The sequence below is a fragment of the Thermogladius sp. genome, assembly GCF_049970955.1.
In the GTDB taxonomy this organism is placed as follows: domain Archaea; phylum Thermoproteota; class Thermoprotei_A; order Sulfolobales; family Desulfurococcaceae; genus Thermogladius.
Genome location: NZ_JBMFLY010000002.1, coordinates 22,844 through 37,993, shown reverse-complemented (window position 1 = coordinate 37,993; position 15,150 = coordinate 22,844). Strand labels below are relative to the sequence as shown.

Here is a 15,150-nt window from a genome sequence, read left to right as displayed (position 1 = left end):
TAACGACGGACCCTTCACCTTTGGTCACCTTGCTACAGGAAGGGGGTTTAGGGTAAAAAGGTTAAAAAAATAGTATGTGTCTATCCGCACTTAGTCCTCGTTTCCCAGTTCGTGTTCTACCTCAACATGGACTTCGTGTATTTGGTTCTTGATCTCCATTTTTAGGTTGAACTTGCCATTGGTCAGGTTGCTGAGGTAGTTGGATACCTCGTCAATTATCTGTCCCAGCGTCTTGTTCTGGCTCAGCCCGCTCTGTATGATCTGGGCTATGGCGTTCCTGAACTCGTCCTCGCCTCCCCTGAACTTGACCCTTATCTCCTTCAACACGCCGCTCCGGTTAGTAGCGTTCATTACCATGTTTTGTACGAGGCTCTTAATGTACTCATCGACCTCGCCCTTCACCTTGATCTTCCACTGCAGCGCTATTTCTCTGACCACCTCAACTACTTGCTCCGTCTCGTTGGCCTCGCCAGTCTTGATCTTGGTTATCACGACCTCCTTAAGGCCCTCCGGCAGCCTCTCGAACACTTTTACCAGCGTCTCCCTGCCGAACTTCTCTTTGAGGAGGAGCTTGTCTATACCGTGAACTGCGGGTAGCTTTAGGTCCTGGGCGAAGACGCTGGTCACGAGCAGGCCGTAGGCCTTGACGTAGGTGTGGTAGGCCTTAATAGCCAGCCTGAAGGCCAGCGATAAGTTACCCGCTGACAGGTTGGACTGAGCGTAAGACAACAGTCTGTCGCCGAGCTCCGTCAGGTTGCTGAGCCCGGCGGGGACCGTCAGGTTCCTAGACTGGGCTGTCGAGACTGCCTGCGAGAGTATCGACTTCAGGTCTGAGGCCAGGTTTATGACGGCGGTGGTCATCTGCTCGCTAGTAGCGTTCTGGTTAAAGAGGGCGTCGAGCGTCTTACCCAGTACCGGGTGGGCCAGCGGAACAGCGTGGCCGTAGTGGATCGCGGCAACGACAGCCATCACGGTCGCCCTCTTGGTTAGGTTCTCGCTACTAAGGTTGAGGGCCCTCTCCAGGAACCTGTCCCCGAGGTTGAGGGTCACGTTAGCAGCTGTCACGTTGTGTGATATCTCCCACTCGAACAGCGGGTAAGTCACGTTCCTGACGTCGTAGGCCAGCTTCAGGGCCTGGTCAAACGTTATGTTGAACGCCGGCCTCACGGCTATTGTCCCGTTAGCGATATCGACCTCCTCTTCTACGTTGACGTTTTCGGGAGCTCTGTACTGGTCCTGCGGTTGCGCCTTTGCGAACGGGATTGCTACCAGCCCTATCAATAGGCCTGCTAGTATTAGGAGGCCACCTAGGCTTGCCAGCCAGGCTCTCACACGCACCACCTGGGCTCAACTCAGGTGGACCGTTTTAAATAACCCCTCCGCCCAAAATCTAATTGGAACCGTTCCACACCCAGCTGGAACGGTTGATCACTTTGACCTGGGAGTACGACGAGCTGTACAGCTGCCCTCTGACCCTCCTGCTGGACGAGTTCCCCGTAGGCCGCAGCAGAGCCTACGTGGTGGTCCAGTCCTTGAACTACAGGGTCAACATCCTTAGGAGAGGCAGCTCTTACAGGGAGGTCTCCAACGTCCCCAGCCTCTTCGACGCGGCGCCTGTCCTCGAGGCGTGCAGGGCTATCTCTAGAGGGGTCGACCCAAGGTCCGTAAGCGACCCACTCGTGAGGGTCGTCGCGACCTCCTTCTTCTACGGCGGCTTCGGCGTGTTCGTCGACACCGCCGAGGGGGAGACCATCCCACTACAGCTTGAGATGGCGTCGCCGCACCTCTACCTGTACTACCAGAGGCCGGGAGGCGACAGCCTGGACCTGGACACCTGGGTGCGGGTAGGCGCCTTCTTGAGGTCCGGTTTCGACAGCCTCGTGAGCGACCTCTGCGGTAGAAAGATAGAGTGCCGGGGCGGCGCTTACTTTGTCTGCGGCGCACGGGGGTGCCTAGTCGTATCCCGGCACGAGATCCTCGGGGAGGGCCGTCTGAGGATCTTCGTAGACAACGCACCCATGCGTCACGTGGTTAAAATCTGAGGGGGTAATGTAGATCCTTCCGGGAGTGGCGTGTTTGAGGTTCTTCAAAGTCGTAAGCTCTAGGGAAGCGAGGGAGATCGACGAGAAGGCCAGTAGCGAGTACGGGCTTGACAGCGAGGTGCTAATGGAGGACGCGGGTTCAGCTGTGTACGAGGTTGCTAGAAGGGAGTTCGGCTTGGACAACAGGTTCCTTGTTGTAGCGGGGACAGGGAACAACGGAGGCGACGCGTTGGTGGCAGCGCGGAGGTTGTACTCGGCTGGGGCCGAGGTGCGCGTACTGGTCGTCGGGGACTTGGCCAAGGCGTCAACGCTCATGGCTAAGAACCTGGAACGCCTGCGGAAGATGGGTGTCAATGTCACGGTGGTGTCTAGTGAGAGAGAACTCGAGTTGCTGAGAAGAGAAATCGAGTGGTCGACTGTATTGATCGTCGGGATTTTCGGCCTTGGGTTGAGGGGTGAGGTCAAGGACTACAGGCGTGCCGTGATCGAGGCAATTAACAGCTCCGGTAAGCCGGTCATTAGTGTTGACATACCGTCGGGGGTTAACCCTGACAACGGGAGGGTGGAGGGGGTTGCCGTGAAGAGCACTGTGACAGTGACGTTCGGGCTACCCAAGTACGGGAACGTCCTTCACCCTGGAGCCTACTACTCGGGGAAGCTCTACGTCTCGACCCTCTCCTACCCTCCCGCCCTCCTGGACTCGCCCAGCATAAAGGTGGAGTTAAACTACCCGTTGAAGATCCCCGAGAGGCCGAGGTGGGGTCACAAAGGCACTTTCGGCAAATACCTCCTCGTAGCAGGGTCGAGGTACTACTACGGGGCGCCCTACTACGCCTCTGTGTCCTTCTACCAGACCGGGGGTGGGTACGCTAGGCTACTGGCCCCGAAGTCCGTTGTCCCCGTACTGGCTGCGAAGGCCAGCGGAGTGGTGTACATACCTGGAGATGAGACAGAGGAGGGGTCCCTATCGTTGTCGAACCTCGAAAGGCTATTGAAGACCGTTGACGAGGCGGGGATAGACATTGTCGCCGTAGGCCCAGGTCTATCAACCCACAGGGAGACAATGGAGCTGGTCGCGAGGGTTGTCGGCGAGGTGAAGGTGCCGGTCATAGTGGACGGAGACGGGCTCACGGCACTGTCCGGCAGGCTGGACGTGCTCAAGTCTAGGGCGCAGCCGGCGGTTTTGACCCCTCACCCCGGCGAGTTCTCGAGGTTGACAGGTCTCACGATTAAGGAGATAGAGAGCGACCCCGTGGGTCACGTAAGCAGGTTTGCTAGCGAGTACAAGGTGTACGTCGTGCTGAAGACCGCCAGGAGTGTGATAGGCTTCCCCGACGGCAGGGTCTACATAAACTTGACAGGAAACCCTGGTATGGCCAAAGCCGGTATGGGGGACGTCCTCGTCGGGGTAATCGCCGGCGTTTTCGGCCTCGGGCTGAGAGACGTCGGGCTGGCCCTTAGAGTAGGTGTGTTGGTGCACGGGCTAGCTGGGGATATCGCTGCCGGCGAGGTAGGCGAGGACGGGGTCACGCCCGACCTAGTCTTACAGACCCTCCCCCGGGCGGTCAAATTACTCAGAGAGAACCCTGAAGCGATCGTTGACCGCTACTTCCCCATACGTCTATAATCCGTTGTGACGAATTAGCTTACTCGAAGGCGAGAACGGTTGCCGGGTGAAGACAAGAAAGAAAGGAAGACGCTCAAAGGCCTGATCGTCGACGAGGATATCATCATACAGTACAGCCTAGGCTCTCTTAGCGAGTCTCCTTGCTACTCCTGCCCCCTCAGGTGGTTCTGCCCCATTAGGAAGTTTAAGAGAGGTTAGGATAGTTGTCCGAGAGGCTTCTCAGGCCCGGAGACAAGATCCGGTTCAAGTGCGGGAGGAGCGGTGTCTGCTGCTCTAGCGGGCCCAACGTCTCTTTGACAGTGTACGACATATGCCGCATATCCAAGTACCTGGGCGTCGATTGGAGAGAGCTGGCGGGCAAGATGATCTATGTGGTGGTAGCCGACTACGTGCCTATACCTATCCTGAGGGGCTTGAACAACAAGTGCGTCTTCCTGGAGTACAAGAACGGCGTTCCCACGTGCTCCATCTACCCTGCTAGGCCCATGAGGTGCAGACTATTCCCGTTCATCCCTGTATCCCCCGGGAATAAGCGTGTCGTAAGAGTCTCGAGTATATGCCCGAGCGTTGGGAAGGGCCCCCTAATAGAACCGCCGTGGAGGTTGCTAGAGCTCTACTACGAGGAGGTCAAGGCCCACTACAGTAAGGTCATGGAGCTAGTGTTGAACGGTGGGCTGGATCCTGTCGAGGCCCTTGAGAAAGTCCTCGACGAGGTCTGCGAGAAGGGCGAGGACTGGCACTGGGACTTGAAAAAGCTGGAGGAGACGTGGTGACTCAGCCAGGGGTTCATGCTACGGCATTGCGGTTGCTAACCAGCGGCAGGGCGTCATCATCCCGTGTGACGATTAGTTTAAACGACGATATTAACCTAACTCCCGGAATTGCGTTGTAGGCTTGACCCCATTTCCAATGCTTGAAGACTAATAACTAACCCCCTCTTTATTATTACTCGGTGTGTTGGTTGCCAATAGGGGTTATTAGCGAGGTCTACAAGGGAAGCCTCAACGCAGACCTCCACTACGTGTTCACAGAGGTCAATAAGGTGTTGACGTCCGCGGAGGGCTCTAAACTAAGCCACACCATAGACATCCCCAAACCGGTAGGAGTGGAGTCCCTATACGCGATGCTCGAACTACTCGTCGAAACAAGCTCGCCGCGGATCGACTGGAAATTGAAGGTTAACGGTGTTAACGTCTCGAAGGAGTTCAAGCCGGCGGTCTCGATAAGGCATGGGGGCAGGTTCGTACACAAGCTCATATACGACGTCAAAAGCGTGCTCAACACCCCCGAGTCCGTTAGTAAGGCCCGCGTCCACATGACCATCAGACACGAGGGGGGCGGTGATGCCGTCTTGAAGTCTATAGGCTTTATCGTCGCGTACAGCCAGTCGGAGGCCTACACGACGCTGAGGCAGTACTCGGGCTTGCTACTGTTGGACAAGGGGGAGAGGTTCAGGATGAGCGAGCTATGCGAACACGGCGGCTCGAAAGTCGACATAGTAGCCTACTCCCCAGCCCCGACCTATGTGACCCTTAGCAACGGCTCCAGCACGAGGAGGCTGGCGGCTAAGGGGCTGTTGAACACTCAGCTGGACAGCGAGTTCTGTAAGGTGCTCGAGCTCTCTAACGAGGGTCTGAGCCCACTTTTCGTGCTCAACGTGTTATCGAGCAGCGTCCAAATCAAGAGAGCCTCTCTCAAAGTAACCAGGGTGACCCCGGTCGTCGCCGACAAGCACCTCAGTTTAAAAGTCGAGATCGCCAACGTAGGGGAAACGCTGCCCGACGAGGCGCTTCTGATAGTCCTCGAGAAGGGCTTCGTGAGAGGCGTCAAGAGAGTGACTCCTCCACCACCAGGTGGGAGGGTTGAAGAGGTCGTGGGGGTTCAGGCCGGTCAGAGACCAGAGGTGGTGACTCTAAGGCTTGTCTGGAAGAAACTGGCGAGGACGGACTTCGAAGATGTACAAGTGAGCATGCAGGGGGTCTAGACGACTATCTAGCACGCGTCTAAAGGCCCCCTGTTATATGTACACGACCTCCAGCCCCTTACTGGCCGCAAACGACTCTATCATCACTCTGTGCTCCAGTCTAGTGCTCTTCTTCTCCACTACGATGAGCTCGACCGACCCATAGGTCCTCCTGATCATTTGTTCCAGGACCTCGGCTGACAGGTACTCAATCGCGTACTTCGGCAAAAGGTGCCCGAAGCAGACCCCCTCTCTAAGCGAGTACTCTGTGTGTTTCCACGGGTAGTGCCCGCCCCCGATCCCGATCGCAGGCCTGCACTCGGTAGGCCCGCTCTCGAGCAGGCTGGCTACACTCTCGGCTAATATCTCGTGGTTCACTTCGTCGGCCCACTCGGTTTGCGAGCTCCCTATCTCGACGAACGTCAGCGGCTTCTTCAGGCTGGTCGGTCCGTGGTGCGTGGCCTCGTAGCTCACCCTGTATTCTCCTAGTCTACCCCTCGCCTCCGCCCTCTTCACCAGCTCCCTGAGAAGACTGAACGCCACAGCTGGGTTAGCTATACCCAGCTCTCCAGGTCTACCTCCATAAAGGGCCTCTCCGCCGAAGTTCCCTGTGTGGTGAACAGTATAGCTCTTGACACCGGCTTGTGAGGAGTGTCTAGACAGTACGATGAAGTACTCGGCCTCTGGCATGGCGTCGTCCAGGAAGTCGAACTCTATTACGTCCTCATCGAAACCGGCAACGGTCACTCCAGGTCTAGACCAGCACTCTACAGCACGGCATTCCGCCCTCCTGAAGCCGAGGCGGACTAGTCTAGCGGCGGCCCCCGCCCCTGCGGGGTCGTTGACGCTGTAAACAATGCCGATCAAGCGCACGGCCCCCGTCGGTGGTTAATATCCTCTAGTAGTTATGTCTGTTAAATAAGTGAGCGTATTTGGTCGTCGACAGTAAGTCGTGGTACAAATTTAAGAGGCAGCTGTGGTCTAGGCTGTGGGAGGACTTGGAGATAGGGTACCTCGACAAGGACCTCCTGCCAGTCCTCGTTTTGTTCAACCTCGACAGGGACATCTACACGCTGAGTAGCTGCAGTGGGAGGATCGTCGTGAGCGACTCCAAGTACCCGTGGAGCAGAGAGGAAAGCAACATCGTGCTCAAGAAACACGTGCCACTAGACTACTCGGAAGTGGACGCCCTGCTCAAGAAGCCGATCGTCAGGAGGCTGTGGCTCAACGCGACCGGCCCCATCATACACTTGTCCACGAGAGACCTTCGCACAGCAGCCTACGTCCTCAGGGTAGCGAGGCTTGCCGGGTACAAGCACAGCGGGGTGCTGAGCGTGAACAGGCACAAGGGAGTTATCGTCGAGCTGACCACCGGGGTCCGCTTTAGCACTTTCCTGGCAGAGGCCGGCAACGCTCTCGAGGGCGACGACGTGAGGAAGCTCGTGGAGAAGGCGAACGAGATACTGCTCTACGGGAAGCTCGTGCTGAACAGGCTGTACGAGGTCGCTAGAAGGTACCTGCCGCGCGTCGTTGACGAAGAGGTGGAAAGGCACGTGAAGGCCCGGGGTGGGTTGTTGGACAAGGCGCCGGCGGAAATATTCGTGGACATGATGCGCCGGCTCAACCAGTTCAACTACATAGAGGCCTACAAAAGAATCGCCGCTGGACTAGGCTAGGAGTGGTTTGAATGAGAGAGTAGGGTATTTATCTCGACCCCCACATGCACTCACGTGGTGCTCGCTTTGAGCAACGTGGTGGAGTACGAGGACTTCGCCAAATTAGACCTGAGGGTAGGGCTGGTGAGGCACGCCGAGAGAGTCCAAGGTAGTAAGAAGTTGATCAAGCTGGTCGTCGACCTCGGCGAGCTGGGCGAGAGACAGGTGGTGGCGGGGCTAGCCGAGTTCTACAAGCCCGAGGACTTCGTAAACAAGTACGTGATCGTAGTCGCGAACCTGAAGCCGAAGAAGATCTTCGGGCTCGAGAGCCAGGGTATGATCCTGGCAACAGACACCGAGACGCCTGTACTCGTAACCGTCGAAAAGCCCGTTAAGCCGGGTAGTCGCATCAAGTGATTAGGTCCCACCCAGCCTAAGCCGGTGACAGATTGCTTCAAGTATTGAGGCTGGGCGACGTAGTGTGTTGCAACATCATTAGGAGGACTACGAGGTTCACGGTCGAAGTAGAGGTCGGCGGCTCCTTAGCTACTGCCTACACCAACAACACGGGGAGACTCCTAGGCTACCTGACGAGGGGGAGGGTCGGCTACTGCTTGAGAGCGAGAGGTGGCAGGCACCCGCTGAGGCTCGTGGCCGTAGAAGACGGTGAGTACGCAGCGCTCATAGACACGAGGCTTCAAGAAGAGGCTTTCGCGGAGGCAGTGCGCCAAGGCTGGCTTCCATGGCTCGCGGAGTGCTCTATATCGAAGAGGAACCCCAGGGTAGGCAACTCGGTTCTGGACCTTATGCTGGACTGCCGGGGCAGGGCCGCGTTCGTCGAGCTGAAGAGCGCCGTGATGAGGCTGGAGGGAGGGTTTGCCGCATACCCCGACGCCCCGACCAAGAGGGGTAGGCAGCAGATCGAGCACCTCGCAGGACTCGCGAGGCAGGGGACTCGGTCAATCGTAGTATTCATCGCAGGCATACCCAACGCCAGGGGGTTCAAGTTCTACTGTGAGGTAGATAAAGAGATCTGCCGTTCGGTCCGAAAGGCGATAGAGGCCGGGGTCGAGTTCCGAAGCATCAACTTGTTCATGGACGTTAAGAGCAACGCCATAGTCTTGGGAGACGCGGACCTCCGGGTGGACTTGTCGTGCTGCATGCAATAGTGGGCGCCGAAAAATGAGGCAGTAGCTGTTGACCAAGGGATGTAAGCGGTCGGGAATAGGCTGGGGGAAACGGTTAGAACCAGGCTAAGCAGCACTGGTGAGTTTCTCCTTAATCTTCTTGTACTTCAACATGGCGGCTAGACTGCCCACAGCCCGCTCGGGGCTTGGGTAGGCTGGGATACCGTTTTTGTTCAACAACTTGATGGCCTTTGCTACGTCCTCTCCCCCGACAAAACCAGCTATAAGCGGCTTCGTCATCGTCTTCCTCATTTCTATCAACCTCTTCGCTAGGTCGACCGGGTCTAGAACAGCAGTCCTGCAGTACAGAACTATGATGTTGTCGACCTCCTCGGAGTTCTCGAGTACCTCTAAAGCCTGTACGTAGTTGTCTGCTACGGCTCCTCCTGTCAGGTCGACCGGGTTCCTGGCACTTCCAAACCAGGGCATAGTCTTCCTCAGTTTCTCCTTGAGAGAGCTGCTGGGGTCTATCAGATGAACACCGTGGAACTCGGCGGCATCCGTGGCTAGGACCCCTACACCCCCGCCGTTTGTGAGTATGATCGTCCGGTCACCCTTAGGGAGGTCTAACAGGGAGAACGCCCTTGCCCAGTCAAACATCTCCTCTATGGTTTTGGCCTCTAGTATGCCTGCCTGCTTGAAAGCCGCCTCGTACACTTTGCCACTACCTGCCAGGCTCCCTGTGTGGCTAGCGACGGCTACCGACCCCCTGGCAGACTTTCCGGCTTTGATCAAGATCACGGGCTTCTTCATAACGACCTTTCTCATCTCTTCGATGAAGACCTTCCCCGACCCTGGTTTCAGGCCCTCGAGGTAAATCGTGATCACTTTGGTGTTCTCGTCGTCTGCCAGGTACTTCGAGATCTCCACTATGTCTAGGTCGCTCATGTTACCGAGACTCACAAGGGCCGCCATGCCCAGCTCCTCCATTAGAGTCCAACCCATCAACGCGATACCGAGGGCCCCACTCTGCGTCAGGAACGATATACCGCCGGGGGCTATCTCCTTCGGCCCGAAAGTAGCGTTGATTCTGTTGGGCGTGTAAGCGTACCCGAATATGTTGGGGCCGAGAACCCTCATGCCGTACCTCCTCGCGATCTCGACGAGTTTGCGTTCGCCCTCCTCGTTACCTGCCTCGGAGAACCCGGAGGTTATCACGACCAGGAACTTCACGCCTTTCCTCCCACACTCTTCAGCTACTTGAAGGACCTTGTCAGCGGGTACTGCGATGATGGCCACGTCGACTTCGTCTTCTATTTCTAGAACGCTCTTGTAGGCTTTCAGGCCCAGTATTTCTCCTGCCTCGGGGTTGACCGGGTACAGCCTTCCCTTGAACCCGTAATCAATGAGGTTCTTTAGGATGATATGACCTATCTTCTCGGGGTGTCTACTGGCACCTATCACAGCGATGCTCTCCGGGTTGAACAGCCTTCTCAGGCTCAATACTTAAGCACCTACAGGGTCCTTACGGTAACTCCTTACACGGATAGAGGATTATATAATCATATTTGCGGTCGTAAATGGCTATCTAAGAACGTGCTAGTTACAATTACTGGCCCGGGTGGGCCGAGGTCGATGGTCGCGTAGAACCCGCGCAGTGCTTCGCCCAGACATGTGAAGCCGCCGAGGTGTCTGGTCTCTTTGCAACTTGTAATCAATACACTGCGCGGTCTAGTCCTCGCGATCACCCTGTCCACGAGCGGGCTAGTCAGGGCGAGACCCTGCCGTACAGACTCGAGAGGGGCAAAGTAGGTTATGAGTATGTCTACTTCCCTAGCACTACGAAGCCTCTCGGGTAGCGGGTTGTAGCCGATGTTAAGGATCTTTTTACCCTCCAGTTCCACCACAGCCGACTCAACATACTCCCCGTAGTCTTTGAAAGCCTTGACAACGCTCTCGTCGTCTATCCTACCAGCGAAGCCCATAACCCTTAGACCACAGGACTCAGCGAGGTACCTCACCGTATTAGGGCTCTTTACGTCCCCCGCCAAGTGTACGACGTCGACGCCCTCCCTCAGGGACGCTAAGCACACGAAGCGTGCTAGTACGTGGAGACCCCTGAGCCCATGCACTACCAAGACCCGCATTTCAATCAACCCATATAACGCTCCCTCTATACTCTTGACCGCCAACTAAGACCCTGCAGTAGCCAGCAGTATCGCTGCACTGTAGCAGCCCTCTCGCAACGGCCCTCCCCCCTTCGTAAAATAGGGGAATATACGTGGCTTCGAAAGACATCACCTCGCGTATGTCCATTGGCGGTGCGGCCCCCTCCACCCGTCTCCACCTGCTCACCCTTCCAATAGTAGGGTAGTTGAGCGCGTCTAAACCCCCTTCGATGTCGACTTGAACCGCGACGATACCCATAGTCTTGAAGGACGGGAGGTTTAGGAGACTGCCAGGTACTCCGGAATTGTAGATGATCGAGTACTCTGTACCGTGGAAAACACCTCTCCTATAATTCCGGTAGTACTTCAGAACCTCGCTTTTTGTTAGGCTTGTCGCCTCTGCGTTGGTCTCAGCCCACAAGCGTAGTCTAGCGTCACTGAACGGTTGGAAGAGACTCTTGTTCTCCGACACGAACTCTATCACCGAGACCGAGTCGCGCCAGCTGTAGACGACCATGTCCACGTCGCTCGTTTCGGGGTTGTGTATAGAGGGTAGCACCGAGCCAGTAATGCCGATGCTGTCGAGGCCTGCTACCTGGAGTAGTGCGTGGACCATTGAGGCGGCGACTACCTCAAGCCTGTCTCTGGCCCTGGTCAAGAGTTCGCGCGCCCTCAGCACAGGGTTGTACACTCTCTCTATTTCGAGCTCTCCGACGTAGGGGACGGCAGAGTCGTAGAAGGGCACGAATATCTGCTTGAGGGCACGCCTTCGCACCTCGACTGGGTCGTACTTGGCCACGACACGCTCTAAGCGCGAGAAGCTATCTCGCCAAGGAGTCTCCGTACTGCCAGGGCAGTACTTCACGTAGGACAGTACAGCATACCTCTCGTGATTGTTGCCAACGACGACAGCGTAGCAGTTGTTCCTAAGCCTTAAATAGTAATGGTCTAATACCGTGTTGTATAGCAAGCGTGGCACCTATGGATCCATCAAGCGTACTGCTGGCTTTAGACTATGACGGGGTCCTGGTAGACAGCTACAGGGGTGTAATCGACTTCTACATGAGGGACCTGAAGGAAATGATCGGGATTACGAGGGAGGAGGCGGAGTTCTTGTTGTACATGGAGTTCTTGAGCGAGGGGGTCGGGTTGATGAGGGAGGACTGGTGGTTCAAGTTCATACCACGCTTAACACAGGAGTTGTTCGACGACTTGATCACAAGGTATTGGGAGAGGAGGATCGAGAGGACGGTTGTCCTGCCCGGTGTTGTCGAGTCGCTGAAGAAGGCGAGGAGAGAGGGTGTCGTGATCGCTCACGTCGGCTACAGGGACGACATCTACGGCTTGAAGAGGGAGAGACTGGCTTACGACGGGCTGATAGACCTCTTCGACGAGGTGGTAGTTGTCGGAGAGGACTACCCGACAAGGCACGACGCCATTGCTAGCTTGATCGACAGGTACAGACCCGAGAGGGTCCTGTACGTGGACGACAAGGCGCAGAACCTCTACGTTATGAGGAACCACCTCCCCCCGAACGTGGAGCTGTACAAGGTCTCGTTCTCGTCACTCTTCGACTTCCCCTGGAGGAACCCGGGAAGGGTCTTTAAGGAGTTCAAGAACATCTACGAGGTAGTCGAGTACGCGGTCAGAAAACGTGATCGGGCCCGGGGTCAGCCTTTAGCGTAGCGCCCCTCTAAAGCCGCTCAGTTCACCACGGGCTCTGGGACTTCCCTGAGTTGCTCCAGCACGTAAGCCCTAATCTCCTGCGGGGACGGCAGCTTGTCGACCAAGAGCCTCCCGTTCTCCACGTACTTGACGAGCATCGGTTTGTATCCCTCGGGCGCCTCCCCGGACTCCAAGAGTAGTACCTTGTCGTTTAGGCCGGGCCTTTTCCTGTAGAGTTGCTTAGCCCCCGGTAGCTTACCTCTCTTGGAAACAGGCTTCCATCTACCATCCTCGTAGACCTCCACGATGTCGGCACTGATGTCGATACTCGGCGGTGAAGCCACACTGGTCCCGATCCCGAAGGCGTCCACTACATCGCGTAGGGCAACGATCTCCTTCTCGTCGATGCCGCCGCTCACAACGATCTTCACGTGCTTGAACCCGAGGATGTCGAGAGTCCACCTCACCTCTTCGACGATAGCCCTCATATTGCCCCTCCTCGAGCTAGGGGTGTCGAGCCTTACTCCGCTGAGTCTCTCTCCTAGGAGCTTCGCGGCCTCTACGGCCTCGATCCTCTCGTCGTAGAAGGTGTCCACCAGCATTATACGGGGTACGTTCTTGTCGACAACCTCGTCGAAGGCCTTCCAGGCAGCCCTCTGTTCGCCAAACGCTATAATTAGAGCGTGGGGCATCGTCCCTTGGGGCTCGACCCCTAGATACTTTTTGCTCATGGCACCCGAAACAGCGTCGAACCCCCCTATGTACGCGGCCCTGTCGATCATCGGCGCTATGGCTGGGTGCGCCGCCCTCAGACCGAAGAAGAGGAGCGTTTTGTCCATGGCCAGCCTCTTCAGCCTAGCAGCCTTCGTCGATATGCTGGAGTAGTGCCTGAGGATGCCAAGTAGCGCGGTCTCGTAGAGGATTATGTCGTGTAGGTAGCCCTCGATGAGCATCAAGGGCTCGCCGGCCTTGAACAGGGTACCCTCAGGCAAGCTGTAGACCGTGACCGGCATGTCTTTCAGTAGCCACAGAGCTTCCTCTAGTCCGGTGAAGACGGCCCAATCGTAGCCCTTGGGCAGCTTCATTACGTGGAACTCTATTCTAACCTTCTTCTCGAGTTTTTTAGCCTCGAGGATCTGCTTGCTCCTGACAAAGTATATGTCGGTTATCTCCCCGGCCTTTATCTCTTCAGGGGTGGCCGTGTAGAGCCTCAACTCACTCACCCATCACTGTGACGAGCACGCTCCTCTCTCTGCGGGGGCCGTCCATCTCCACGAGAAACACGTTTTGCCAAATACCCCTCACCAGCCTCCCGTTGACGACAGGCAAAACCCTTTCTTGGCCGAAGAGAGCGGACCCTATGTGTGCGTGGGCGTTGTCGTCTATAGCGTTGTGTCTCCACTTGCTGTGACCCGGCTCGGTGAACTCTACGATTTTCTGGATTATGTCCTCCATCAGCCCGGCCTCGTGCTCGTTTAAAACTACAGCGGCGGTAGCGTGGGGGGCAAAAATGAGGGCGAGCCCGTTTCTAACCCCGCTCTCTTCGACGACCCTCTCCACTTCACGGGTTATGTCAACGAGTTGAAACCTGCTAGACGTCGAGACCCTGATCTCTTTTGTCACAACCTTCAAAGCGGCCCCCATGAAGCCTTATCAAAGTGAAAGCTTATATAGGATACCTGGATTTGCTTAAGACTCTCGAGACATAGGTATAAATCTTCTCAAGCACACAAGTAGACACTAGGGTGACAGTTGTGTCTGACGACTGGGATTACTGGCGTAGGAGGCGTAGGTTCTTCGAAGACCCCTTCAAGTACATCGAAGAGATGTTCGACGAGATGATGGAGGAATTCGAGAGGATATTCAGGGAGTTCGAGCGAGCACCGCTCGACATCAAAGAGCTGGAGAAGAGAGGGTTTAAACTTTATGGTCCCTACGTTTACGGCTTCAGGGTGACGATCGGCCCAGACGGTAAACCGGTAATTGAGGAGTTCGGAAACGTTAGGCGCGTTAAGGGTAGGCCAATGATCACCGAGGAGAGAGAACCGTTGGTGGATGTTTTCGAGAGCGACGATGAGGTGACGGTGGTGTGCGAGCTCCCCGGCGTTGACAAGGACAAGATCAGCGTTGAGGTCGGAGAGGACAAAAAGACGCTCATAATAAGGGCGAGTGACACAAACCGGAAGTACTACAAGGAGGTCAATTTACCCACCGAAGTAGACCCCGAGTCGGCGAAGGCCTCTTACAAGAACGGTATACTGGAGGTCAAATTAAAGAAGGCTAAGGTAGAGAAGAAGGGGTTCAAAATCAAGATAGAATAAGTCTAAGCTACTTTTTCCTCGACCACAGTCTTCTCGGGAGGATAGGCATGAGAGTGGCGGTGATTAGTGATACCCACGATAACATACACGCTATAAAGAGGGTCGCGGAGAGGATCACGGAGGCTGGAGTCGAGACCGTCATCCACTTGGGCGACATCATATCCCCTTTCGCGGTAAGGCTCCTCCGGGATGCGTTGAGGGGCGTTAAGGTGGTGGGTGTCCTGGGTAACAATGACGGCGACGTTCTGCAACTGGCAAAGCTCTTCTCGGAGGCGGGCTGGGAGCTGTATAGCGGGCCGAAGATAATAGAGCTAGGTGGCAGGAGGATTCTCATCCTCCACGGCTACGGCAGTGTTGCGGACACGGAGAGCCTGGTAAAAAACCTGGCCAAAAGTGTGGAAGTAGACGCGGTGTTCTTCGGCCACACCCACAAGGTGATGGTGGAGAGACTTCAGGGCAGGCTGGTCTTGAACCCGGGGGAGGCCTGCGGCTACTTGACCGGGAAGTCCTCTTTCGCACTCGTAGACCTCGATACGATGGAGGCGAGCATCCAGGTAGAAGAGACCGGGGTGTGAGGGGGGC

At 56.2% G+C, this 15,150-nt stretch carries 18 protein-coding genes; 11 read left to right on the top strand and 7 right to left on the bottom strand.

What is annotated here, in order from left to right; genetic code table 11:
* Positions 1 to 90: 90 nt before the first annotated feature.
* Positions 91 to 1,332: a hypothetical protein gene (locus ACP5VX_RS01200; protein WP_428724074.1), complete on the bottom strand. Its 1,242-nt coding sequence runs from the start codon at positions 1,330 to 1,332 to the stop codon at positions 91 to 93.
* Between the two features lie 92 nt (positions 1,333 to 1,424).
* Here ACP5VX_RS01200 and ACP5VX_RS01195 point away from each other — a divergent pair, with 92 nt between their 5' ends.
* The 5 genes from ACP5VX_RS01195 to ACP5VX_RS01175 all read left to right on the top strand — a co-directional run bounded on the left by ACP5VX_RS01195 (position 1,425) and on the right by ACP5VX_RS01175 (position 5,653).
* Complete coding sequence (locus tag ACP5VX_RS01195; protein ID WP_428724073.1) at positions 1,425 to 2,042, top strand: hypothetical protein; 618 nt, start codon at positions 1,425 to 1,427, stop codon at positions 2,040 to 2,042.
* 25 nt (positions 2,043 to 2,067) lie between these two features.
* The gene (locus ACP5VX_RS01190; RefSeq protein WP_428724072.1) at positions 2,068 to 3,669 is read left to right on the top strand and encodes an NAD(P)H-hydrate dehydratase; all 1,602 of its coding nucleotides are present in this window, start codon (positions 2,068 to 2,070) and stop codon (positions 3,667 to 3,669) included.
* A 39-nt stretch (positions 3,670 to 3,708) separates the two neighbouring features.
* Positions 3,709 to 3,867: a hypothetical protein gene (locus ACP5VX_RS01185; RefSeq protein ID WP_428724071.1), complete on the top strand. Its 159-nt coding sequence runs from the start codon at positions 3,709 to 3,711 to the stop codon at positions 3,865 to 3,867.
* Positions 3,868 to 3,872: 5 nt separating this feature from the next.
* The gene (locus tag ACP5VX_RS01180) at positions 3,873 to 4,442 is read left to right on the top strand and encodes a YkgJ family cysteine cluster protein (protein ID WP_428724070.1); all 570 of its coding nucleotides are present in this window, start codon (positions 3,873 to 3,875) and stop codon (positions 4,440 to 4,442) included.
* 188 nt (positions 4,443 to 4,630) lie between these two features.
* The gene (locus ACP5VX_RS01175) at positions 4,631 to 5,653 is read left to right on the top strand and encodes a hypothetical protein (RefSeq protein WP_428724069.1); all 1,023 of its coding nucleotides are present in this window, start codon (positions 4,631 to 4,633) and stop codon (positions 5,651 to 5,653) included.
* Positions 5,654 to 5,686: 33 nt separating this feature from the next.
* Here ACP5VX_RS01175 and ACP5VX_RS01170 read toward each other — a convergent pair whose 3' ends face one another.
* Entirely contained in the window at positions 5,687 to 6,505 is an 819-nt protein-coding gene (locus ACP5VX_RS01170; protein ID WP_428724068.1) for a D-aminoacyl-tRNA deacylase, read from the bottom strand.
* 59 nt (positions 6,506 to 6,564) lie between these two features.
* On the opposite strand from ACP5VX_RS01170, the gene ACP5VX_RS01165 reads away from it, so the two are divergent.
* From ACP5VX_RS01165 to sfsA, 3 genes are all read left to right on the top strand, one after another.
* Complete coding sequence (locus ACP5VX_RS01165; protein ID WP_428724067.1) at positions 6,565 to 7,308, top strand: tRNA(Phe) 7-((3-amino-3-carboxypropyl)-4-demethylwyosine(37)-N(4))-methyltransferase; 744 nt, start codon at positions 6,565 to 6,567, stop codon at positions 7,306 to 7,308.
* A gap of 66 nt (positions 7,309 to 7,374) precedes the next feature.
* Entirely contained in the window at positions 7,375 to 7,704 is a 330-nt protein-coding gene (gene metG, locus ACP5VX_RS01160) for a methionine--tRNA ligase subunit beta (protein ID WP_428724066.1), read from the top strand.
* Between the two features lie 32 nt (positions 7,705 to 7,736).
* Complete coding sequence (gene sfsA / locus ACP5VX_RS01155; RefSeq protein ID WP_428724065.1) at positions 7,737 to 8,456, top strand: DNA/RNA nuclease SfsA; 720 nt, start codon at positions 7,737 to 7,739, stop codon at positions 8,454 to 8,456.
* Positions 8,457 to 8,540: 84 nt separating this feature from the next.
* Here the strand turns inward: sfsA and ACP5VX_RS01150 are convergent, their stop codons facing one another.
* Genes ACP5VX_RS01150 through ACP5VX_RS01140 form a run of 3 tightly spaced genes read right to left on the bottom strand, consistent with a single transcriptional unit; the run spans position 8,541 to position 11,552 of the window.
* Positions 8,541 to 9,917: an acetate--CoA ligase family protein gene (locus ACP5VX_RS01150; protein ID WP_428724064.1), complete on the bottom strand. Its 1,377-nt coding sequence runs from the start codon at positions 9,915 to 9,917 to the stop codon at positions 8,541 to 8,543.
* A 59-nt stretch (positions 9,918 to 9,976) separates the two neighbouring features.
* Positions 9,977 to 10,552: a metallophosphoesterase family protein gene (locus ACP5VX_RS01145; protein ID WP_428724063.1), complete on the bottom strand. Its 576-nt coding sequence runs from the start codon at positions 10,550 to 10,552 to the stop codon at positions 9,977 to 9,979.
* A 10-nt stretch (positions 10,553 to 10,562) separates the two neighbouring features.
* Positions 10,563 to 11,552 carry a hypothetical protein gene (locus ACP5VX_RS01140; RefSeq protein ID WP_428724062.1) on the bottom strand — a complete coding sequence of 330 codons (990 nt, stop codon included), beginning with the start codon at positions 11,550 to 11,552 and terminating at the stop codon, positions 10,563 to 10,565.
* An 11-nt stretch (positions 11,553 to 11,563) separates the two neighbouring features.
* Between ACP5VX_RS01140 and ACP5VX_RS01135 the strand changes: the two genes are divergently transcribed.
* Positions 11,564 to 12,268, top strand: a complete 705-nt coding sequence (locus ACP5VX_RS01135; RefSeq protein WP_428724061.1) for an HAD family hydrolase — start codon at positions 11,564 to 11,566, stop codon at positions 12,266 to 12,268.
* 17 nt (positions 12,269 to 12,285) lie between these two features.
* Here ACP5VX_RS01135 and ACP5VX_RS01130 read toward each other — a convergent pair whose 3' ends face one another.
* Complete coding sequence (locus ACP5VX_RS01130; RefSeq protein ID WP_428724060.1) at positions 12,286 to 13,461, bottom strand: nicotinate phosphoribosyltransferase; 1,176 nt, start codon at positions 13,459 to 13,461, stop codon at positions 12,286 to 12,288.
* Position 13,462: 1 nt separating this feature from the next.
* Positions 13,463 to 13,879 (bottom strand): secondary thiamine-phosphate synthase enzyme YjbQ, encoded by a 417-nt coding sequence (locus tag ACP5VX_RS01125; RefSeq protein ID WP_428724059.1) that lies wholly within the window; start codon positions 13,877 to 13,879, stop codon positions 13,463 to 13,465.
* Positions 13,880 to 13,992: 113 nt separating this feature from the next.
* Between ACP5VX_RS01125 and hsp20 the strand changes: the two genes are divergently transcribed.
* Positions 13,993 to 14,568 carry an archaeal heat shock protein Hsp20 gene (hsp20, locus tag ACP5VX_RS01120; protein ID WP_428724058.1) on the top strand — a complete coding sequence of 192 codons (576 nt, stop codon included), beginning with the start codon at positions 13,993 to 13,995 and terminating at the stop codon, positions 14,566 to 14,568.
* A gap of 47 nt (positions 14,569 to 14,615) precedes the next feature.
* Complete coding sequence (locus ACP5VX_RS01115; protein WP_428724057.1) at positions 14,616 to 15,143, top strand: metallophosphoesterase; 528 nt, start codon at positions 14,616 to 14,618, stop codon at positions 15,141 to 15,143.
* Positions 15,144 to 15,150 lie beyond the last annotated feature (7 nt).

Excerpts from the sequence above, each read along its gene's own strand:
- ACP5VX_RS01135 (WP_428724061.1), top strand. The coding sequence starts at position 11,564 with ATGGATCCATCAAGCGTACTGCTGGCTTTAGACTATGACGGGGTCCTG.
- ACP5VX_RS01115 (WP_428724057.1), top strand. The coding sequence starts at position 14,616 with ATGAGAGTGGCGGTGATTAGTGATACCCACGATAACATACACGCTATA.